This window comes from Nocardia arthritidis NBRC 100137 (genome assembly GCF_001612765.1).
Classification (GTDB): domain Bacteria; phylum Actinomycetota; class Actinomycetes; order Mycobacteriales; family Mycobacteriaceae; genus Nocardia; species Nocardia arthritidis.
The window spans coordinates 26,344-46,865 of the sequence record NZ_BDBB01000030.1; the positions used below are offsets into that span (position 1 = coordinate 26,344).

Sequence of the window (20,522 nt, forward strand, 5' to 3'; positions counted from 1 at the left end):
CCGGCTCGCGATCGGCCCGCCGGGCCGCGGCGACTAGGGTCTACGGCGATGGATTCTGTGCCTGCGTGGTTCATGTTCCCGGTCATCCTCGCCGTCGCGGCTATCGCGGCCGGGCGATGGTTTCTCGTCGCGGACACCATCACCGATCGCATGATCAACCGGGCATGGGCGTGGAATGTCGGTGGCCTCGCGCTCTATGTCACCGTCAGCGCGGCGGGATTCCCCGTACTCGGGCAGCGGCTGTTCCTCTGCTGCGGATTGATGACCACCGCCGTCGTCTTGGTGCTCGCACAATTGGTCGTGGGCTCGCGGCCCGAGGTGGCACTGCGACGGCAGCGGACCTACAGCGCCGTCGCCGCCGTGGCTTCGGCGGTGACGCTGGCGATTTCGCCTGCCGCCCGGGACGTGCTGCACGTCGATCTCGACGAGATCGTGTGGACGCTGTCCGAGCTGCCCATGGCGGCCAGCGGGTGTCTGTTGGCGCAGGCCAGTATTCGGGAGCTGCGCACCGCCGCGCTTTCGGCGAAGGAGAAGCTGACTTATTCGGTTCTGCTGTTCCTCGCGGTGTATTGGGCGGTGGCGGCGCTCCTCACTGTCGTCCGCGCGATGAATGGTGTGCCGCCGAGTCATCCGGGGAATGTCCTGGCGGTCTCGTCGTTCTTCTGCCTACTGGTCATCGCGACACTTACGGCGATTCCACTGTTCACCGCCGTGTTGGTGCGGGCGGGGCTGGATCGAGCAGGCCGGCGTTGCCGCCGCCTGCATCCTCTCTGGTGTGACCTGACCGCTGCCGTCCCCGAAGTCGTCTTGAGCCAGGAGGGCAGCGGCGCGGCGTCACGGCTCTATCGGATGACGGTGGAGATCCAGGACGCCCTCCTGCATTTGAAGCCTTACATGCCGTCCCCGGCGCCGGGACGCGAGATCGCCTCCGGTCCTGACGCAGGCGATCATGCCCGTCGGATCGCCCATGCCGTCCGGTCCAGAGCCGCCGGGCTCCGACCGGTCGCGCAGACGGCCCCGTTCGCCGCGCTGCCATCCGGTAGCCCCGATCGCGCCCACGGTCTGCGGCAGCTACTCGAATTGGCTCGGGAATGGCCGAAAGCACGCGCGAATGTAGGTTAGGCAAACCTATTTAAGCTCGGCTAAGCTATGCCGCAGCAGTCTCGGTCCGCGGATCCGGCGGCAGACAAGGAGTGGCAGCGCGATGGAGTCGACACAGCGTCGGGCAGAAGGAACGGTGGACATCGGCCTGGAGGAGATCCGGGCCGCCGTGGCCGGTCAACTCGGCCTCACCGCCGCGGACATCGCCGATCACGACGACCTCATCCAACTCGGGCTGGACTCGATCCGCACGATGAAGCTCGCAGGCGGCTGGCGCAAGCGCGGCGCCGACATCAACTTCGCTCAGTTGGCCGCCAGCCCCACGGTGGCTTCGTGGCACGGTCTGCTGGGCGCGAACGACGCTGCCGGACGATCGGCAGATCCGGTGCCGGTCGAGACGGTGACACAGGTCGCGGGCGCCGACGGCGAGTCGGCTCCGTTCCCCCTGGCCACCATGCAGCATGCGTACTGGATCGGCCGCTCCGACGAGCAAGAACTCGGTGGAGTCGCCGCGCACCTGTACGTCGAATTCGACGGCGGCCGCATTGATCCCGTGCGACTCGAGCGCGCGGTGGCCGAGCTTGTCGCCGCACATCCGATGCTGCGCACCAGATTCCTTCCGGATGGCACCCAGCAGACCATGACGGCCCCGGGCAAGCCGGTGTTCGCCGTCGTCGACCTGCGCGATCGGTCGCCCGAGCAGACCGAGGCCGCCTTGACCGAGCTGCGCGAGCGCAAGACCCATCAGCGCCTCGCCATCGAAGACGGCCAGGCCATCGACGTCACGCTCACCCTGCGCGACCCGGACCACAGCAGGCTGCACCTCGATGTCGACATGCTCGCGGGCGACGCCATGAGTTATCGCGTGCTGATCTCCGATCTGGCCGAGCTGTACCACGGGACGACGGTGCCCGCCCCCGGCTATACCTACCGTCGCCACCGCACCGAGCATCGAGAGGACCTCACCGCTCGCGAGCGTGACCGGCAGTGGTGGCAGGAGCGGATGCCGGAATTACCGGGAGCGCCGGAGCTTCCGACCGTTCCGGTCAGCGAGCGCACCGACCCGAATCGCACCGTGCGTTACGACCACTGGCTGCCGCCGGAAGCCAAGCAGCGGTTGCTCGCCGCCGCGCACGAGCGCGGCATCACGCCGGCGATGGCATTGGCGGCGGTGTTCGCCGAGACCATCGGCGGCTGGTCGGCGCAGAGCCGTTTCCTGCTGAATGTGCCCCTGTTCCACCGTGATCCGGTGCACCCAGACATCGATCGCGTGATCGGCGATTTCACCTCCTCGATCATGCTCGAGGCCGACGTCACCGAGAGCATGTCGGTCACCGACCGCGCCCGCGCGCTACAGCGCGGCATACACGAAAGCGGCGCGCACACCGCCTATTCCGGGCTCGAGGTGCTGCGCGATCTGGGCAGGCAGCGCGGCGAGCCGGTGCTGGCCCCGGTCGTCTACACCAGCGCACTGAACCTGGGCGAACTGTTCGCCGACAAGGTCACCGAGACCTTCGGAGAGCCGGTGTGGATCATTTCGCAGGGACCGCAGGTGCTGCTCGACGCGCAGGTCACCGAGGTCCGCGGTGGGCTGCTGCTGAACTGGGACGTGCGCGCGTCGGCCTTCCCCGAGGGCCTGATCGACGCCATGTTCGCCTGGTACTGCGCGGCCATCGGGCGGCTCGGGGAAGGCGCGGCAGGGTGGAACGCGGAGGCCGCCGTGCGGCTGCCGGTCGCCCAGGCCGAGGTCCGCGCCGCGGTGAACGCCACCGACGGCCCGATCAGTGGGCGTTGCCTGCACCAGGGCTTCTTCGAGCACGCGGCGGCGAATCCCGGTGCACCCGCGGTGCTGTGGGGCCTCGGCGACGAGCGAGGGGCGTGGAACTACGGGGAATTGGCCGCCCGGGCGCTGGCCGTGGCGGGCGCCTTGCGCGCCGAGGGCGTGCAGCCCGGCGACGCGGTCGCGGTTCAGCTGCCGAAGGGGCCGGAGCAGGTCCTTGCCGTGCTCGGTGTGCTCGCCGCAGGGGCGACCTACGTCCCGATCGGATTCGATCAGCCGATCGGGCGACGCGCGGAAATCCTGCGTACCGGCGGTATCACCGCGGCGCTGACGGTCGAGGGCGCGAACCTGGGGGCGCCGATCGCGTGCCTGTCCATCGACGCGGCCCGCGACTACCCGCAGCCGTTGGCCGCGCCCGTCTACCCGGATACCGGCGACATCGCCTACGTGCTCTTCACATCCGGATCGACCGGCGTGCCGAAGGGTGTCGAGATTCCGCACCGCGGCGCGATGAACACCATCGACGCGTTGAACGAATGGTTCGAGGTCGACAGCACAGGTCGCGCGCTCGGGCTGTCCGCCCTGGAATTCGACCTCTCCGTCTACGACATCTTCGGCTTGTTCGCGACGGGCGGATCGGTCGTGACCGTCGATCCGGAGCAACGCGCCGATCCGGCCACGTGGGTGGAACTGCTGCGCACGCATCGGGTATCGATCCTCAACTGTGTTCCGAGCATGCTGGACATGATTCTGGACATCGGCGGTGACCAGCTGGGCGATTCGCTGCGCGCGGTCATCCTCGGCGGGGACTGGGTCGGCGCGGATCTGGCCCGCAGGCTCTCGGTCCAGGTGCCGGGTTGCCGCTTCGCCGGTCTCGGCGGCGCGACCGAGACCTCCATCCACACCACCATCTGCGAGGTGAAGGGCGAACCGCCCGCACACTGGGCGACCGTGCCGTTCGGCGTTCCGTTGCGCAATGTCAGGTGCCGCGTCGTCGGTCCCGCGGGCCGGGACTGCCCGGATTGGGTGCCCGGCGAACTGTGGGTCGGCGGTGTCTGCGTCGCCGCGGGCTACCGCAACGACCCGGAGCGGACCGCGGAGCGTTTCGTCGAGCACGACGGTATCCGCTGGTACCGGACCGGTGATCTGGCCAGGTACTGGCCCGACGGCACGATCGAATTCCTCGGCCGCGCCGACCATCAGGTCCAGATCCGCGGGTACCGGGTGGAGCTGGGCGAGGTGGAGAGCGCGCTGCGCGCGGTGCCGGGCGTGCGGCACGCGGTCGCGGCGGTCGTCGGTGCGGGCGCGCCCAAGCTGGTCGCCGCCGTCGCGGGTGACGTGGCCGAGATCGGCGACATCACCGCGGCGGTCTCGGATCTGCTGCCCGGCTACATGGTCCCCGCTCGCGTCGAATTGCTCGCGCGGATGCCGTTGACCGCCAACGGCAAATTGGACCGCCGCGCCGTGGTCGGCCTCCTCGAACCGGAGGCCGAGGAGGATCAGGCCACCGCCCCGCGCGACGACGTGGAGGCCGCGCTGGCCGATATCGTCGCGACTGTGCTGGGGATCGGCGCGATCGGCGTGCACGACGACTTCTTCGGTCGCGGCGGCGATTCCGTGCTCGCCACCACTGTCATCGCCCGGGTACGCGAGTGGTTGCAAGCCGACCACGCACTGGTCGCGGACCTGTTCGCCACCCGTACCGTCGCGCGGTTCGCCGAGCGGCTACAGGAACGCGAAGGCAAGGACGGCAGGCTGCCCGCGGTCGCCCGGCTCTATCTGGAGGTGGCGTCGATGACGGACGAGGAGATCCTCGCTCAGACGTAACGAGGGGCCGGCTGAGCCGCGGAGTCGGTCACGGTCCGACGATCGGGCGGCGCGCCAGTCGACTACATTCCGGTTACCGTCGGTGGCGTGTACGCACGGATATCAGGGATAGGTCCTAGTGGCGGGACCGGAATGCTCTCCGGATCACGGCGTGCTCGCCGAGCGTGGCGCGGAGATGGAACCACAGAACGGGCAGGCGCCTACCGCTGGTGGGAGTTCGTCGTCCTCCGTGTACGCGTCCGCGACCAGGAATCCGCACCAGTGCAGGTCGTCGGCGAACTGTGTTTTGACGGCGATCGGCACGTCGGCGTCGGCCGCGCCGAGCCCGTCGAGCAACGCCAGCAGCCGCGGGTCGTGGATGCGCAGATCGCACCACGCCCGTGGGTGCTCGAGCACGAAGCCTTCCGAGTCGCGATGCAGGACGGCGAATTTCGACAGCGTCGCCGACCAGGAGAGCGGGGTGCTCGGTCGCGGCGCGGAGCGCGTGAACGGGCGGATGGTGTAGAGGTCGCGTCCGCCGTCCCGCATCGTGATCGACAGCCAGCCATCGTCGGCGAGCCTGCCCATCAGTCCGGCGACATCGTCACCGCCCGTGGTCATCTCCGACAGGGCCGCCGGCCCGCGGGTCAATGTTTCCAGCGCGCGGAGCTGACCGGCTGCCAGGCCGGTCAGCTTCTCCTCGCGCGGCGGATCGGTCAGCACCGCTCCCGCCGTACCGGTCAGGCAGGTGACGCCGCGCCGGAACGCGAATCTGGTCTGCTGTGGATATGTGGCGGCGGGCAAAGATCGCATATCTCCGCTTATCGGATCGAGCTGACGGGCGCGTCGCCTATTTCGCCGCGGCGGCGAAGGCGGGTTCCAGCTTGTCCAGGATGTAGGGCACCGAGAGCGCCGTGGGCGTGTTCACGGCGCTGATCTCCTGGGTGGTGAGGAAGACGACCGAACCCTTCTCGACCGCGGGCAGGTCGGCGTATCCCGGTAGCTGCCGGTACTTCTCGTCCAGGCCCGGAGCGTAGCCGGCCAGCAACAGATCGGCGGTCAGCGCGTCGATCCGTTCCGGGGACAGGGCCAGCCTGCCCTGGTTGGCGGGCAAGTCGGTGAGGTTCTTCGGGATGCCGAGACCCAGTTGGGTGAACACCTTCGACGACCCGTCGTCGGGGTCGGTCAACACCATCAGCTGTGCCGGGCCGGCCAGCCAGGTACTGGCGAACGTCTTGCCCTTCAGGCCGGGGTTCGCCGCGGCGATGGCGGCGATCTTGTCGTCCACCTTCGCAATCACCTTGCTCGCCTCGTCCGCCTTGTGCAGCACCTTGCCGAGGGCGGTGACCTGGTCCTGCCAGGGCGCCACCGACTCTTTGCTCAGAGCGGGCAGCGTCGGCGCGACACGGGACAGTTCGTCGTAGGTCTTCTGGTCGGCGATGAACGGGTCGACCAGAATCAGGTCCGGCTCCAGGGTCGCGACCTGTTCGGCGATATTCCCGGTGGTGGTGAGCGCCTTCGCGGATTCGAGACTCTTGGGCTCCCACGGCGGCGTGCTCTTGGACGCCACCGCGACATTGTCGAGGTATCCGACCGGGACGACACCGAGCGCGAGCGTGGTGTCCAGCCACTGGTTGCCGAGGGCGACGATCTTCTTCGGGGTGCCTTCGACGGTGGTCTCGCCACGGGCGTGGGTGATGGTCACCTTTTCGCCGCCGGACGCCGAGTCGTCCTCCGAGGATCCGCACGCGGCGACGGTGAGGACGAGAACTCCCGCCATCAGAGTCAGCGCCGCCCGCGGCCAACGGCCGCGCGTCCGAACGAGCTTCATCGTCGCACCTTCCTTCAAAGCAAATCAGCCAAGGCTAACCTATCTTGCTCTGCGGCGGGTATCGGCGCGTCCTGCGAGGGGCATGCGGGGACTCTTCGGTTGATGGTTACATCGGCTAACTATATAGTTCGCGGTGGTAACTATCTGGTGAGGGGCTGCCGTGACGAATCCATCCATCGAAGTCGATCCGGGCGATGTCCGGACCATCCGGCGCCGGTTGCGCTACGACCGGGATCATCCGCGCTACAAGTGGATCGTTCTGACCAACACCACGCTCGGTGTCCTGCTCACGGCCGTCAACTCATCGATCGTGCTGATCTCGCTGCCCGCGATCTTCCGCGGTGTCGGGCTCAACCCGCTCGAGGCGGGCAACGTCGGATACCTGCTGTGGATGCTGATGGGTTACCTGCTCGCCACCGCCGTGCTGGTGGTGATGTTCGGGCGGCTCGGCGACATCTTCGGCCGGGTGCGGGTCTACAACCTCGGCTTCACCATCTTCGCGCTGTCGGCGGTCGCGCTGTCGTTCGATCCGTGGCACGGGGGCGCCGGTGCGATGTGGATCATCGTCTGGCGGGTCGTCCAGGGTGTCGGCGGCGCGATGCTGACCGCCAACTCCTCGGCGATCCTCACCGACGCCTTCCCGGCCGGTCAGCGTGGCACCGCGCTCGGTATCAACATGGTCGCGGCGGTGGCCGGTTCGTTCTTCGGCCTGCTCATCGGCGGCGTGCTCTCGGAATGGGATTGGCGCGCGGTGTTCTGGGTCAGCGTCCCGATCGCCGTCCTCGGGGCGGTCTGGTCCTACCGCTCGCTACACGAGGTCGGCATCCGGACCGCGGGCACGCTGGACTGGGCGGGCACCATCACCTTCGGCCTCGGCCTCACCGCGCTGCTGACCGGCATCACCTACGGCATCCAGCCCTACGGCGGCCACGCCACCGGCTGGACCAGCCCGTGGGTGCTTTCCGCGGTGCTGGGCGGCATCGTGCTGCTCGCGGTGTTCTGCGTGGTGGAGATTCGCGTCGCCGACCCGATGTTCCATCTGGGACTGTTCCGGCACCGCGCCTTCGGGCTCGGCAATTTCGCCAATCTGATGGTCTCGATCGGACGCGGCGGCATGCAGTTCATGCTGATCATCTGGTTGCAGGGCATCTGGCTCCCCCTGCACGGGTACGACTTCGAGTCCACCCCGCTGTGGGCGGGCATCTACCTGTTGCCGCTGACCATCGGATTCCTCGCCGCCGGACCGATTTCGGGCTGGTTGTCCGATCGCTACGGGCCCCGACTGTTCACCACCGGAGGCGCGTTGCTGACCGGCGCGACGTTCCTGCTGCTGCTGATCATCCCGGTGGACTTCGACTATCGGCTGTTCGCGCTGATCACCCTGCTCAACGGCATCGGCAGCGGTTTGTTCTTCTCGCCGAACACCGCCGCCATCATGTCCAGCGTCCCCGCCGCCCAGCGCGGCGCGGCCTCCGGCATGCGCGGCACCCTCTTCAACGGCGGCAACGCGCTGTCGATGGGAATCTTCTTCTCCCTGATGGTGGTCGGGTTGGCGGCGAACCTGCCGTCGGCGCTGGACTCCGGGCTGCGCGCGCAGGGCGTCTCGGCGGGGGCCGCCGCCGAACTGGCCGCGATGCCGCCGGTGGCCAGCATGTTCGCCGCGTTCCTCGGCTACAACCCGATCCAGGAGTTGCTCGGTCCCACGGGGGAACTCGGCAAGCCGGGCGTCGACGCGCAAACCCTCACCGGTCAGGAGTTCTTCCCCCATCTGCTCACCGGTCCGTTCCATTCCGGATTGGTCGTGGTGTTCGTCTCGGCCGCCGTGATGATGTTCCTGGCCGCCGTGGCGTCCTGGTTCATCGGTGCGAAATACGTCTACGACGAGGCGGCCGAACTCGCCGAGGCCGCACCGATGTCGGAGGACGTGAGCGCCGCGGTACCCGTCCGCTGATCGGAGATCGGCGCAACGGGTTCGCGCCGGGCTGGCCTCGCGCCGCGCGAGGACATACCGTCGATCGAGATGAACGCTGTTCCGACTCCGGTGGTGCTGTCGGTTGTCGTCTTCGTCGCGCTCATGACCGCGGGGCGGTGGCTGCTCGTCGACGAGACGGCCACCGATCGGCTGATCAACCGCACCTTCAGCTGGAACCTCGTAGGTCTGCTGCTGTACGAGGTGGCCATCGCGTTGGATAGTCCCGATATCGGGCCGCGCGTCTACCTCTGCGGTGGTCTCATGGCACTCGCCAGCTTCTACGGGCTGGCCAGGCTCGTCGACGGCGCCGACACGGCGGCCGTTCACCGGCGTCAGCGGCGATACGATGCGATGGCGGTCGCTGTCGCCGTTTCGCTGATCGTCGCCACACCGATCCTGCGGTGGGCGTGGCGGATCGACTATGTCGAAGTCGTATGGACGCTGTCGGGGCTTCCCGGGGGCTTCTGTGCGTTGTTTTTCGCTCGTGCCTGCGTTCGCGAACTGCGCTCCCGAGGCGTTTCGATCAGGGAGAAGCTCACTTTCGCGATGTTGCTCGCGTTCGCGATCTACTGGTTTATCTCGATGACGATCATGGTCGGTCGCGCGCTCGCCGGTACGCCGCCGAGCGAGCCGGGAAAGGCGTGGGCTGTCGCGGCGGTCCTCATGTTCTCCGCCATCACCCTGTTCACCATGATCCCCCTGGTCACGGCGCTGCTGGCGCGGGCGGGCCTGGATCGCGCCGGGCGCGCCTGCCGCAGGCTGCGGCCGCTGTGGCGGGATCTCACCGCCGTGGTGCCGGAAGTCGTCCTGGCCGAAGACCTTTCCGCCCCGAGGGAAGCCACGTCCAGGCTCTATCGGATGACCGTCGAGATCTGGGACGCGCTGCTGCACCTGAAACCATATGCGCCCGGCTCTCCCGCCGGGACCTACACCGACGCGCGTCGCTACGCGCTCCAGGTCGCGCTGGCCGTGCGAGCCAAGCGCGGTGGTAGCGCCCCGGCTTCGGCCCCCACCGCCGCGGGCGTAGCGCAGGCGGAGGCACGCGATCGTGCGGCGGAATTCCGGTTTCTGCTCGAATTGGCCCGTGCATGGCCGGAGGCTGTTGCGGCCGTCGACTACCGGTCCGATGCGTTACAGACGGCCACCACTGCCGCGGTATCCCAATAGAAGGGCCGCACCTCGGCGATGCGGCCGTCGGCGAAGGTGATCGTCTGCAGGATCGGGAAAGCGAGTTCGCGGCCCGTCGCGCGAGCGCGAGCGTGGACTTCGGTATGCACCACGACGGTCTCGGCGGCCGGGAGAAAACGCTGTTCGAGCATCTCGAATGCCTCCCACGTGGCGCTCATCGCGCGGAAGAACCGTTCCATGCCATCGTGACCGCGCCAGATCCCGCCGTAGGGCAGGTTCTCGGCTTGACGGAGGACCACCGATGGATGGAAGAACGGCGCGAGCAGGTCGAACGAGGCGTTGCCCGGCCCGCCGGCCGCCAGGTATTCCGCTTCGGCCGCGTACATTCCGGTCAGTACGGTCATCGGGTCGGTCGTCGATGGCGTCATGCGGCCAGTCTGACCGCCGCGAGCGGGCGGGACCGGCGGTATTCGGACGTCGCGATGACCGCCGAGGCGGTTCCCGCACACGCGCCGCGGCACGGGAACCGAAGGACGGATCACTGCGCGGCGACAGGGTCCTGACGGCTGTCGTGGCGCAGCCCGATGGACATGATGTCGGACGGTTCATCGAGTTCGATGCGATGCCAGCGGTTTCTAGGGACCACGAAGGCGGTGCCAGAAGTGAGACGGACCATCGTCTCGTCCTCACCCGCGTGCTCCGGTCGCAGATACAGGCGCAGCGCGCCGGTCAGGCAGCACACCGCTTCGTCACTGCCGGGATGGACTTCCCAGTGGTCGGCGTGCACGTCGGCGTCGGATTCGACGTGGAAGGCCGCGAGCTGCCAGTCGCCGTCGCCGGTGGCCATCCGGCGTTCACCGGCCGCTACCGAACCGTCACTGCCGAAATTGATCGCTCGGCGGAACAAGTCGATCGAGTTCTGGTTCATGTTGTGTCCCTTTCGATGTGATGGGTGGGGATAGTTTTCGGCTCTTCGGTTTCGAGGTATCGTGCTGCCGTCGACGTGTCCATCGAGCCTGACGAGGCGTCTTCAGGTGCGCGTGGCGGAGAGTTCCGCGGCCTTCTCCCTCTCCGCGTCGTTCGGATCGTGCGGCGCGTCGCAGGCAGCACGGTCGCGGCGACGATGCTCGCCAGGGCGAACAGTCCCGCCGCGCAGCAGAGCGCCAGGGCGTAACCATCGTTCAGAGCCGCGGGCGCTGTGCTGTTCCCGGTTCTCGTGGCCGCGATGGTGGCGAGCGCGGCCACGCCGACGCAGCCGCCGAGCTGGCGCGCGCTGTTGAAGACGCCGGAGGCCATGCCCGCTTCATGGGGCACGACGCCCATGGTCGCCGCGGCGGCCGCCGGGGCCAGGCACAGTCCGAGGCCGAAGCCGCCCAGCAGTGAGGGGCCGAGGACGTCGGCGAGGTGGCCACCCAGGCCAGATCGACCGGCGCGAAGCCCAGATCTCCCCGGATGGCGGGCAGCGCGACGTTCACCACCGCGAGGTCCAACGCGACCGTGAACTGCGCGACGGCCACCGCCGTCAACGCCACGCCCGGCCGCCCACGTAGTTTTTATACATGTATAAAAACTAACCGCACGGGTTGCCCCGTGTCCACACCCGGTTCGGTGGATGGGCGAAGATGGACCCATGCCGAGCTCGTCGTCGCAGCCTCAGCGCACCGGCCGACCCGCGCGCATCTCCCGCGGGGACATCGTCGCGGCGGCCAACGCGGTGATCGAGGCCGAGGGCGTGGAGAAGCTGACCATGCGCCGCCTGGCCACCGAACTCGGTTGCACACCGATGGCGCTCTACCACCATGTCCGCGACAAGGAAGACCTGCTCCGGCTGCTGCTCAACGACCACGCCGACCAGGTGGTGTGGCCGGATCTGCCGGAGGATCCGCGACAGCGCGTCCGCGTCGCGGCGCGGGCCATGCACGATGCGCTCGTCGCGCGCCCGTGGGTCGTCGAGATCCTCGCCGCCGACGACCTTCTCGGTGTCTCCGCGCTGTGGGTGACCGAATCCATCGTGGACGGGTTCGTCGCCGGCGGCCTATCGCCGGCGCGGGCCGTCCAGGCCTACCGCGTCGTCTGGCGCTACACGGCGGGCGATCTCATCGTGCGCGCCCGATCCGCACGCCGGGCCGCGGAGGGCCGTCCCACCTTCCGCGCGCAGGTCTTCGCCGACCTCGACGCAGAGGCTTATCCCCGCCTGGCCGCCCTCGGCTCCGACTACTTGTCCCTCGCCGCCCAGGACACCTACGAACTCGGCCTCGACGCTCTGATCGATGGTCTGCTGCGGACGCGCCCGCAGAAATCGAGTGATTCCTCCGAAAGGCATTGAGCGGCCGATTCACCGCGCTCTACGGATAATCCGCCTTCGCGGTCCGGCATACAGTTCGAGCCCGCCACGAAGGGCGGGCTCGAACTCGCTTCACGCTCGGTCGCACACGACCGGCCGACTCAGAACGTCACCCGCTGATCAGCGGGCAGAAACAGCTTGTCGCCTTCCTTCACCTCGAAGGTCTTGTAGAACTCGTCGAGATTGCGGACGACCTGATTGCAGCGGAATTCGTTGGGGGAGTGGGTGTCGATGCTCAGGTAGCGGACGGTGAGTTCTTTTGTTTGCTTCTCCCGCCAGCTGCGGGCCCAGGACAGGAACATGGTGCGGTAGTCGGGATTGTCGATACCCCGGCGCTTCTCGGCGATGCGGAAAGCCGCCAAGGTGATCTGGAGTCCGCGCAGATCGGCGAGGTTCTCGCCGACGGTGAGCTCGCCGTTGACGTGCTGGTTCGGTTCCAGCCCCTCCGGCACGAGCGCGTTGTACTGGTCGACCAGTTGCTTGGCCTTGGCGTCGAACGCGGCGCGGTCCTCGGGCGTCCACCAGTCGCGGCGATTGCCGTCCCCGTCGTACTTGGAGCCCTGGTCGTCGAAGCCGTGGCCGATCTCGTGCCCGATGGTCGACCCGACCGCGCCGAAATTGACCGCGGGCAGCGCGTCCTTGTCGAAGAACGGCGGCTGGAGGTAGGCCGCCGGGAAGACGATCTGATTGGAGTTCGACGAGTAGTAGGCATTCACCGTCTGCGGCGACATCCCCCATTCGTCCTTGTCGACCGGCGTGCCGAGTCGCGCGAACGCACGCTTGACCTCGAAAGCGTTGATGGCGAGCAACGACTCGATCAGTTTGCCCCTGGTGATCTGGAGCTTGGAGTAGTCGACCCACTTGTCCGGGTAGCCGATCTTGGGATCGATCTTGTCCAGTTTCGCCAGCGAGGCCGCCCTGGTCGCGGGTGACATCCAGGTCGAGTTGGTGAAATTCTCCCGGTAGGCCGCGACGACGTCGGCGAGCATCTCCTTGGCCCGTTCTTTCGCCTCCGGGGGGAAGTGCTTGGCCACATACAATTTTCCGAGTTGCTCGCCGAGCTTGTCGTCGACGATCGAAACCCCGTACTTCCAGCGTTCGGGCCGCTCGTCCTGCCCGTTGAGCACTCTGCCCTTGAAATCGAAGTTCGCGTCGTTGACGGCTTTGGGCAGGTAGGGCGCGAACTCACGCAGCACGTAGAGCTTGAGGTAGTCCCGCCAGGTCGCGATATCCACTTCGGTCCACAACTGGCCCGCCGCCGTGATGTAGGAGGGCTGGTTGACCACCATCGTCGCGAACAACTCGCGCGGGCGGTCGGTGTTCCCGGCCAGCCACGGGTCCCAGTCGAAGCCCGGAGCCAGGGCGGTCATATCGGCCCAGCTGTACACGTTGTACGTCGCGTCGGTGTCGCGGTTGCGCACGTTGTCCCAGTGCGCGGGCGCGATCCGCTTTTCCAGGTCGAACACCCGCTGCGCGATCCCGGCCGGATCGGCGAACCCCGCGCCCGCGGCGATGCGCTCGAGGAAGACGCGATACTGCGCGAGCACCTCGGCGTACTCCGGCTTCCGGTAGTACTGCTCGCCGAGGCCGAGTCCGGCCTGCCCGACCGAAGGGATGTAGGCGTTCGAGTTCTTCCGGTCGACGCCGATGCCGAGCCCGATCAGCCCGTCGAGCGGCAACTCGGCCATCACCTTCGCCAGGTCCGGCTTGGTGGCGGCGCCATCGATCTTGGCGAACAGCGGCGCCAGGGGCGTCATGCCGAGCCGTTCGATCTCGTCCCAGTCCACCCTGGCGTCGTAGAGGTCCTTGATCTGCTGCTCTTCCGAACCGGGTTTCGGATCCCGGATGCCGTCGATGATCTCCCGCAACTGCTGTTCGGTGCGCTCGCCCGCCTCACTGCCCGAGCCGTAGCTGACCTTGTCCGGCGGCAGCTGGTAGTCCCGCAGCCACTTCCCGTTGACGTGCCGGTACAGGTCGTCCTGCGGCCGGATCGTCTCGTCCACTCCGCTGAGATCGACGCCGGTGAGCGTTCTGCTCGCGGGTTCGGTGTCATCCGAGCACGCGACCAGCGCTGCGGCGGCCGGAACGGCCCCGAGGGCGATCAGGAAGGCACGACGATCCAGCTTCGCTGGCCGACCGGTAGATGTCACGAGAATCCTCTCCCCGACGCGGCGGTGCCGCAGATGTACGAAGGCAGCCTTGCAGGACACGAGGCTACCGGCGCGGCGCCGGACCGGCCGGGATTGGGGAAAGGGGCACCGCCGTGTGGGTCCGATTTGGGAACGACCTGCGGGTTCCCATACACTAGACCGGTTGCCTGCGGGAGCTATGCCCGCAATCCGGCAGTGAACCCCCAGTGGTTGGTTCCGCGTTTCTTGCTCGAATCGAGGAAAACCGCTGGCAGGCGCGCGTCCGGAGGGCAACCGACCATGCCCGTCGGGTCGGCAATCCGGCGTGCACATACGTCCAGGTCAAGGAGGACGCTGAAGTGATTCAGCAGGAGTCGCGACTGCGCGTCGCCGACAACACGGGCGCGAAGGAAATCCTTTGCATCCGCGTTCTCGGTGGTTCGTCGCGTCGCTATGCCGGTATCGGCGACATCATCGTCGCTACCGTGAAAGACGCCATCCCCGGCGGCAACGTGAAGCGGGGTGACGTCGTCAAGGCCGTCGTCGTGCGCACCACCAAGGAGCGCCGTCGTCCCGATGGTTCCTACATCAAGTTCGACGAGAACGCGGCCGTGCTCATCAAGGCGGACAACGACCCGCGCGGCACTCGTATCTTCGGCCCGGTCGGCCGCGAGCTGCGTGACAAGAAGTTCATGAAGATCGTGTCGCTGGCTCCGGAGGTGCTCTGACATGAAGGTGCACAAGGGTGACACCGTGCTCGTCATCTCGGGCAAGGACAAGGGCGCCAAGGGCAAGGTCATCCAGGCCTACCCGAAGGAGAACCGGGTCCTCGTCGAGGGCGTGAACCGGATCAAGAAGCACGTCGCGAACTCCGCCAACCAGCGCGGCGCCTCCTCGGGCGGCATCGTGACCCAGGAAGCCCCCATCCACGTCTCGAACGTGATGGTCGTCGACTCCGACGGCAAGCCGGCCCGTATCGGCTACCGGACCGACGAGGAGAGCGGCAAGCGGGTCCGGATCTCCCGTAAGAACGGGAAGGACATCTGATATGACCACGACGGAAAAAGTGCAGCCCCGGCTGAAGCAGCGCTACCGCGAAGAAATCAAAGACGCGCTGAACAAGGAATTCGGCTACGCCAATGTGATGCAGATCCCCGGCGTGGTGAAGGTTGTCGTCAACATGGGTGTCGGTGACGCCGCCCGCGACGCGAAGCTGATCAACGGCGCCGTCGAGGACCTGGCCCTGATCACCGGTCAGAAGCCGCAGATCCGCAAGGCGACCAAGTCCATCGCGCAGTTCAAGCTGCGTGAGGGCATGCCGATCGGCGCCAAGGTCACCCTGCGCGGCGACCGGATGTGGGAGTTCCTGGACCGCCTGGTCTCCATCGCGCTGCCCCGTATCCGCGACTTCCGCGGCCTGTCGCCGAAGCAGTTCGACGGCAACGGCAACTACACGTTCGGCCTGAGCGAGCAGTCGATGTTCCACGAAATCGACGTGGACCGGATCGACCGTCCGCGTGGTATGGACATCACCGTGGTGACCACCGCGACCAACAACGAAGAAGGCCGTGCCCTGCTCAAGCACCTCGGCTTCCCGTTCAAGGAGAACTGAGCACATGGCAAAGAAAGCACTGGTCAACAAGGCCAACGCCAAGCCGAAGTTCGCTGTCCGCGCCTACACCCGCTGCCAGCGCTGCGGCCGCCCCCACGCGGTCTACCGCAAGTTCGGCCTCTGCCGCGTGTGCCTGCGCGAAATGGCGCACCGCGGCGAGCTGCCGGGCGTGCACAAGAGCTCCTGGTGAGCTGACGCTCCTGGTGAGCGCACCCGGATAACCGAACAGCGAGGGCACGGACTCAACCGAGACCGTGCCCTCGCTGTCTCCAGGAGTTTCTCTGCTATCTCATCGCGGCCGCGCTCGCGGCGCGCCCGCTCGTCCCGCACAGCTGAGGGTCGCGAGTGCCCAGCGAGACCTATGCGGTGGTGTTGTCGAGGTACCGTCGGCGTGCCTGGTGCAGTTCGCGGCTCCACGTTGTTCCTTCGTCGGCCAACCGGCGTTGGAGCGTCCGTGGCCCGACCTCGAGGAGTCGGGCGGCCTCCGCCAGCGAGGGCGCACCTTCGGTGAGGGCGGCCTTCAATGCGGTGCCCACCCGATCCGACCATGTCGGAGAGCACACGGGCGGCGGCATCGTGGCATAACGGCGCCCGGCAGCCGGGGGAACCCCGGCTGCGTGGTGCGTTTCGAGCGCAGCTGGATGAGGTCCGTCAAGGCCCGACACCAGTCGATCGGTCAGTTCCCTCGATCGGCGCCTCTGGAAATCTCGGGGCGTTTCGCCGTAGCGTGCCTTGAACGCCTGGGAGAACCAGGTTTGCGTGAAACCGCAACGTGCGGCCACCTCGCTGACAGTCATGTACTTTCCCGGTTGGGAGAGCAGGTCGCGCGCGGCGCGCAGCGCCTCGTCCTGCCGCACGTCCCGATAGGTAGTTCCGCTCTGCTGGAGGGCGAGCCGCAACTGCCGGGGCGACCAGCCCAGAGCCGATGCCACCGCAGGCAGACGCAAGTCCCCGACACCGACGTGCTCCCGCACGTACTGTCGAACGGCTGCGGCCGTTTCAGCCAGATGGCTTTGTTGCGGGCCCATATCGCCGAGCAGCATCAAGCAGATCAGCTCAGTGATTCGATCGCAGACGGCGTTGAATTCCCAGTCCGCGAGGTCGGATCGCTCGGCGTGCGTTTCGCGGATCATGCTCTGCACGATCCGGCCCAGGCCCGATTCCATGTCGAGCGTCATTTGCGGTGGTCTGGCGGACGACAGTCGATTGTCGATATCAGCACGCGGTATGCGAACCGCGTTCGTCACCATGCGTGGCATGTAGTACCGAAACGGCTGATCTGGGCTCAATAGCATTGCATTACCGGGAGTTACGCGCATAACCGTGTGATTCATTTCAAAGGTGTTGACTCCCCCCACAGCCCGCTGCGGCACGACCAACCAATAGTCTTTACCGCCCTGCCGGGTGTGTGACGGGGTCCGCCAGGCTAGACGCTCGCTGCGTTGGTCGAAGCGCAGGAGGGTGTGAGCAACAGTGTCCTGAACGGTGGCACGGATCCACCAGTTGCGCGGATCACGATACCGGGACTCGGACGGCAGAAAGCTGTCGCTGAGTGCTTCCCACTCGTCGATGTCTTTCGTAACAAGCTCGGTGTACATCATGATGACGCCTTGGCAGGTGTGTTAGTCGGGACTTACAATTCAACATCACCCGGGAGGGCCTGTAGCTGTCCGGCATATCCCGCTGTGAGAAGGGGATCAGCGGGAAACGCTGCGAACGATCGGCGTGACCGACGCTCGATCGCAGCGTCGATCACGGGCGTCACTCCGTCGGCTACGGCCGCATCGAGCCTCGAAAAGCGCGAAACTCCCCGGCTGTGCCGAATTCACTCCGCACTACGCGCTGGGTTCGAGCAGCACTGGAAGTGTGAGGGGCCCGCAGGTGATGAAATTCGGGCCGTAGATCTGGGTGGGGTCACCAGCCAGGTTCAATCGCGGGAACCGGTTGAACAGCGTGGACAACGCGATGTGGCTTTCCAGCCGGGCCAGATGAGCGCCGAGGCAGACATGCGGTCCCCGGCCGAACGCCAGCTGGTCTCGGTGATCGCGGTCGATGTCGAAGGTACCGGCGTCCGGATAGCGCTCCGGGTCCCGCCCGACGCCGCCATACCACCCCACCATGGCTCCCGCGGGAATGTCCACGCCGGCGATGGTGATGTCTTGCAGCGCATACCGAGTGGGAAGAATCGCGGCCACCGAAGAGCGGAAGCGCAGCATCTCCTCCACGACGTCCCTCCACCGGTCTTCGGCCTGGGCTTTGGCGAGCTGCTCGGGATGGGTGCACAGCGTGACCACCGCGTTGCCGAGCAGGTGAACGGTTGTTTCGTGTCCGGCCATGAGCACCAACCACAACATGTTGACCAGTTCGGCGTCGGTCAAACCGTTCGATTCATTGGCCTCCAGCAGAGCGGAGGTGAGGTCGTCGCCGGGTGCGCGCCGTTTGCGGTCCAGGAGTTCGGCGAGGTAGCCGAGCATATCCGCCATCGCGGCCTGAATCTCGTCGCCGGTGCTCAGATGCGACATGACCGTGGACGCCCAGATCCGGAATTGTTGTTGTTCGGACGCCGGCACACCGAACAGTTCGCCGATCACCCGCACCGGCAGGGGGGTGGTGTAGCTGGAGGCGAGATCGATTTCGGTCTTGTGGTCGGGAATCTCGTCGAGGAGCTCGGTGGCGATCTGCTGGATTCGGGGCTCGAGCGCGGCGACCCTGCGTGGGGTGAACGCCTGGCTGATCGTTTTCCGCAGCCGTCGATGATCCTGACCGTCCATGTTGATCATGTGGTCGATATCGGTGAGCGCGCGCAAGGGCCAGTCGGCTGGAATCGTGCCGTCCTGCAGCGCAGGACAGTTGCGCGGATTCTTGCTCAACACGGTGCCGTCTCCGGCGAGGACTTCGCTCACCGCTTCGTGGCTGACGGCGAACCAGGCCACGACATTGCCGGGCAGCTCGATCGGAACGATCGGTCCACTCCGCCGGATCCTATCGAAGGTATCGAAAACCAACTCGCCAGCGGTAGGCAGCTGAGCGACGGGCTCGGTCATGATGTCTCCCATGGTGCGTTCGGTCACACGGATACGGCCGACGTGTGCCCGCCCAGTGTCGGCCGCAGCGACGCACCGAACCACCGGATCTGGGAATCGCTGCCTCACAACGAAAGTGCGACGCAGAAGAACGAATATGGGAGCGAGATGTGCCACGACGTCGATACCACGAAGGGCGCTGCGGCGGATCATCTCCGCCGCAGCGCCCTTCCCGATTTTAGTCAGCAGGTCAATCGCTGATTGTCAGGGCAGCACCTGCGGTATGACATCGGGCGCGATCTGGTGTCGGCAGTTGGACTGCTCGGCGTGTGGCGCCCTCATCACGAGCCGCGAGCCGGGGCGTCCGATGGACTTGCGGCCGAGCAGCAATACCACCGGCTGTCCGAGGATGTCGCGCGTGAAATCGACCCTTCTCTGCGCCGATTCGGCGATGGTGGAAGAGTTATCGGATCGCCTCGAGCACACCGGTTGTGAGTTCTTGGAAGCCGAACGGCGCTGCTGGGGGCGGTTTCGGGCCCAGCCGGACGGCCACCACGTTTTCTTCAGGCACCACGGCGACGATTTGGTTGTTGAAACCCAATGCCCAGAATGTGTCGCGCGGAGCGGACGGAACCAGCGGTCCCGTACGGGTTTGCCGATCGCCTCGACCGGTGACGGCGAGCGCGGGTGATGCTACGACTCCCTCGGCATTCACCCACCACAGGCGCCCGTAGCCTCGGTTGTGGTCGGTGCTCGGCGTAACCGAGGCCCGTATATAGTCGGCGTCCACGATCTGCATGCCCTTCCAATTCCCATTGTTAAGCATGAAGACTCCGAGGCGAGCAAGGTCGAGGCAGGTCGTGTTCAGGCCCATGAACGTCATCGCTCCGCCCGAGAGATCCCGGCCGAGTCGGGAAGCGTCCATCCCGAGTGGGCCGAAGATGTGCTGCTGCGCGTAGTCGGATGGATGCACCCCGGTTGCTGTCTGTATGACCTTCGCAAGCACCTGCACCGCCGAGTTGTTGTATATCCACTCGGTCCCTGGCGCGGCGTCTTGGCCGAGGCCGATCGCGAACGCCGACTTGTCCGCCGCCCTTGCTGCCATCTCCCCGTAGTCGATTGCAGCATCCCATTGCCGACCCGATGTGTTGGTGAGGAGATGTTCTATCGTCACCCCCGCCGAGGGCGTATCACGCCACTGCGGTATGTAGTCGGCAACTCTGTCGGACAAAGACAACTCCGCACGCCTCACCGCGACACCGACCAGAAGCCCGGTCAACGACTTGGTCACCGAGAACGCTTCTCGAGGATGCATATCCGGACCCGGCCCGTGCTCATCGACCACGATCTTGCCATCGCGCACAACCGCCAGACACGACGAGCCGGCTGCCGCCGCCTCGGAAACGAGGGTAGACAACACCACAGGGTCGAAACCTGCGTCGGTGGGGTTCACCCGCTCCCATCCCGAACCAGGGAAGACCGCTTCGGCATCCGTTGCCTCCGGAGAAACATCAGATGATGTGGGAGGCGCGGAGCAGGCCGCCGCAACGAAGGCGGCGAAAGCCGCGGCGACCACACGCCGCCACCGCGCCGATGACGACCGGCCGGTTGACTCGGCCGGCGGGCTACCTATCTGGAGAAGCCGGTATCGCACGAAATCCATGGCTCAGTTCTCGATCCTTCGTTTCATCTGTCCGACGCACGTGACAACTCCAATCAACGGCGGGCCAGGGGCGCATGAGCCTCGCTCTTACGCACGAGGCTGCCTGGGCTGGCCCGCGACCAGGCCCGCCCTT

18 protein-coding genes are annotated in these 20,522 nt (G+C 66.7%); 9 read left to right on the top strand and 9 right to left on the bottom strand.

Annotated features, from left to right (window positions below; translation table 11 throughout):
* The first annotated feature begins 48 nt into the window (after window positions 1-48).
* Both NA8_RS21260 and NA8_RS21265 read left to right on the top strand, forming a co-directional pair.
* Window positions 49-1,122 (top strand): MAB_1171c family putative transporter, encoded by a 1,074-nt coding sequence (locus tag NA8_RS21260; protein ID WP_063052127.1) that lies wholly within the window; start codon window positions 49-51, stop codon window positions 1,120-1,122.
* An 82-nt stretch (window positions 1,123-1,204) separates the two neighbouring features.
* Window positions 1,205-4,708, top strand: a complete 3,504-nt coding sequence (locus NA8_RS21265; protein ID WP_063052128.1) for a non-ribosomal peptide synthetase — start codon at window positions 1,205-1,207, stop codon at window positions 4,706-4,708.
* Between the two features lie 144 nt (window positions 4,709-4,852).
* Here the strand turns inward: NA8_RS21265 and NA8_RS21270 are convergent, their stop codons facing one another.
* Window positions 4,853-5,500 carry a hypothetical protein gene (locus NA8_RS21270; protein WP_174550115.1) on the bottom strand — a complete coding sequence of 216 codons (648 nt, stop codon included), beginning with the start codon at window positions 5,498-5,500 and terminating at the stop codon, window positions 4,853-4,855.
* Between the two features lie 37 nt (window positions 5,501-5,537).
* A complete protein-coding gene (locus tag NA8_RS21275) occupies window positions 5,538-6,518 on the bottom strand; it encodes an ABC transporter substrate-binding protein (protein ID WP_063052130.1) in 981 nt (326 codons plus the stop codon).
* Window positions 6,519-6,678: 160 nt separating this feature from the next.
* On the opposite strand from NA8_RS21275, the gene NA8_RS21280 reads away from it, so the two are divergent.
* A complete protein-coding gene (locus NA8_RS21280; protein ID WP_157106819.1) occupies window positions 6,679-8,469 on the top strand; it encodes an MFS transporter in 1,791 nt (596 codons plus the stop codon).
* A gap of 69 nt (window positions 8,470-8,538) precedes the next feature.
* Window positions 8,539-9,657 carry an MAB_1171c family putative transporter gene (locus NA8_RS21285; RefSeq protein ID WP_063052131.1) on the top strand — a complete coding sequence of 373 codons (1,119 nt, stop codon included), beginning with the start codon at window positions 8,539-8,541 and terminating at the stop codon, window positions 9,655-9,657.
* On the opposite strand, the gene NA8_RS21290 is transcribed toward NA8_RS21285, so the two are convergent.
* From NA8_RS21290 to NA8_RS34570, 3 genes are all read right to left on the bottom strand, one after another.
* Entirely contained in the window at window positions 9,606-10,046 is a 441-nt protein-coding gene (locus tag NA8_RS21290) for a nuclear transport factor 2 family protein (protein WP_063052132.1), read from the bottom strand. The genes NA8_RS21285 and NA8_RS21290 overlap by 52 nt on opposite strands.
* Before the next feature lie 110 nt (window positions 10,047-10,156).
* Window positions 10,157-10,546: a cupin domain-containing protein gene (locus NA8_RS21295; protein ID WP_063052133.1), complete on the bottom strand. Its 390-nt coding sequence runs from the start codon at window positions 10,544-10,546 to the stop codon at window positions 10,157-10,159.
* Complete coding sequence (locus tag NA8_RS34570; RefSeq protein ID WP_174550116.1) at window positions 10,543-10,932, bottom strand: hypothetical protein; 390 nt, start codon at window positions 10,930-10,932, stop codon at window positions 10,543-10,545. Before NA8_RS34570 ends, NA8_RS21295 begins: the two co-directional genes overlap by 4 nt.
* 316 nt (window positions 10,933-11,248) lie before the next feature.
* On the opposite strand from NA8_RS34570, the gene NA8_RS21300 reads away from it, so the two are divergent.
* Entirely contained in the window at window positions 11,249-11,944 is a 696-nt protein-coding gene (locus NA8_RS21300; protein WP_084466966.1) for a TetR/AcrR family transcriptional regulator, read from the top strand.
* Between the two features lie 119 nt (window positions 11,945-12,063).
* Here the strand turns inward: NA8_RS21300 and NA8_RS21305 are convergent, their stop codons facing one another.
* Window positions 12,064-14,112, bottom strand: coding sequence for a M13 family metallopeptidase (locus NA8_RS21305; protein ID WP_245663934.1), 2,049 nt, complete (start codon window positions 14,110-14,112; stop codon window positions 12,064-12,066).
* A 338-nt stretch (window positions 14,113-14,450) separates the two neighbouring features.
* Here NA8_RS21305 and rplN point away from each other — a divergent pair, with 338 nt between their 5' ends.
* Genes rplN through NA8_RS21325 form a run of 4 tightly spaced genes read left to right on the top strand, consistent with a single transcriptional unit; the run spans window position 14,451 to window position 15,893 of the window.
* The gene (rplN, locus tag NA8_RS21310) at window positions 14,451-14,819 is read left to right on the top strand and encodes a 50S ribosomal protein L14 (RefSeq protein ID WP_039795505.1); all 369 of its coding nucleotides are present in this window, start codon (window positions 14,451-14,453) and stop codon (window positions 14,817-14,819) included.
* Between the two features lies 1 nt (window position 14,820).
* Window positions 14,821-15,138 (top strand): 50S ribosomal protein L24, encoded by a 318-nt coding sequence (rplX, locus tag NA8_RS21315; RefSeq protein ID WP_040864865.1) that lies wholly within the window; start codon window positions 14,821-14,823, stop codon window positions 15,136-15,138.
* Between the two features lies 1 nt (window position 15,139).
* On the top strand, window positions 15,140-15,703 hold the full coding sequence (gene rplE, locus NA8_RS21320) for a 50S ribosomal protein L5 (RefSeq protein WP_040864866.1): 564 nt from the start codon (window positions 15,140-15,142) through the stop codon (window positions 15,701-15,703).
* A 4-nt stretch (window positions 15,704-15,707) separates the two neighbouring features.
* Entirely contained in the window at window positions 15,708-15,893 is a 186-nt protein-coding gene (locus NA8_RS21325; RefSeq protein WP_014981705.1) for a type Z 30S ribosomal protein S14, read from the top strand.
* Between the two features lie 169 nt (window positions 15,894-16,062).
* Here the strand turns inward: NA8_RS21325 and NA8_RS21330 are convergent, their stop codons facing one another.
* The 3 genes from NA8_RS21330 to NA8_RS21340 form a co-directional block, all read right to left on the bottom strand.
* On the bottom strand, window positions 16,063-17,304 hold the full coding sequence (locus NA8_RS21330) for an AraC family transcriptional regulator (protein WP_084466967.1): 1,242 nt from the start codon (window positions 17,302-17,304) through the stop codon (window positions 16,063-16,065).
* Between the two features lie 234 nt (window positions 17,305-17,538).
* Entirely contained in the window at window positions 17,539-18,747 is a 1,209-nt protein-coding gene (locus NA8_RS21335; protein ID WP_169810535.1) for a cytochrome P450 family protein, read from the bottom strand.
* A gap of 442 nt (window positions 18,748-19,189) precedes the next feature.
* Complete coding sequence (locus NA8_RS21340) at window positions 19,190-20,389, bottom strand: serine hydrolase domain-containing protein (RefSeq protein ID WP_084466969.1); 1,200 nt, start codon at window positions 20,387-20,389, stop codon at window positions 19,190-19,192.
* Window positions 20,390-20,522 lie beyond the last annotated feature (133 nt).

Excerpts from the sequence above, each read along its gene's own strand:
- NA8_RS21260 (WP_063052127.1), top strand. The coding sequence starts at position 49 with ATGGATTCTGTGCCTGCGTGGTTCATGTTCCCGGTCATCCTCGCCGTC.
- NA8_RS21265 (WP_063052128.1), top strand. The coding sequence starts at position 1,205 with ATGGAGTCGACACAGCGTCGGGCAGAAGGAACGGTGGACATCGGCCTG.
- NA8_RS21270 (WP_174550115.1), bottom strand. The coding sequence starts at position 5,500 with ATGCGATCTTTGCCCGCCGCCACATATCCACAGCAGACCAGATTCGCG.
- NA8_RS21275 (WP_063052130.1), bottom strand. The coding sequence starts at position 6,518 with ATGAAGCTCGTTCGGACGCGCGGCCGTTGGCCGCGGGCGGCGCTGACT.
- NA8_RS21285 (WP_063052131.1), top strand. The coding sequence starts at position 8,539 with ATGAACGCTGTTCCGACTCCGGTGGTGCTGTCGGTTGTCGTCTTCGTC.
- NA8_RS21290 (WP_063052132.1), bottom strand. The coding sequence starts at position 10,046 with ATGACGCCATCGACGACCGACCCGATGACCGTACTGACCGGAATGTAC.
- NA8_RS21295 (WP_063052133.1), bottom strand. The coding sequence starts at position 10,546 with ATGAACCAGAACTCGATCGACTTGTTCCGCCGAGCGATCAATTTCGGC.
- NA8_RS21300 (WP_084466966.1), top strand. The coding sequence starts at position 11,249 with ATGCCGAGCTCGTCGTCGCAGCCTCAGCGCACCGGCCGACCCGCGCGC.
- rplX (WP_040864865.1), top strand. The coding sequence starts at position 14,821 with ATGAAGGTGCACAAGGGTGACACCGTGCTCGTCATCTCGGGCAAGGAC.
- rplE (WP_040864866.1), top strand. The coding sequence starts at position 15,140 with ATGACCACGACGGAAAAAGTGCAGCCCCGGCTGAAGCAGCGCTACCGC.
- NA8_RS21325 (WP_014981705.1), top strand. The coding sequence starts at position 15,708 with ATGGCAAAGAAAGCACTGGTCAACAAGGCCAACGCCAAGCCGAAGTTC.
- NA8_RS21330 (WP_084466967.1), bottom strand. The coding sequence starts at position 17,304 with ATGATGTACACCGAGCTTGTTACGAAAGACATCGACGAGTGGGAAGCA.
- NA8_RS21335 (WP_169810535.1), bottom strand. The coding sequence starts at position 18,747 with ATGACCGAGCCCGTCGCTCAGCTGCCTACCGCTGGCGAGTTGGTTTTC.
- NA8_RS21340 (WP_084466969.1), bottom strand. The coding sequence starts at position 20,389 with ATGGATTTCGTGCGATACCGGCTTCTCCAGATAGGTAGCCCGCCGGCC.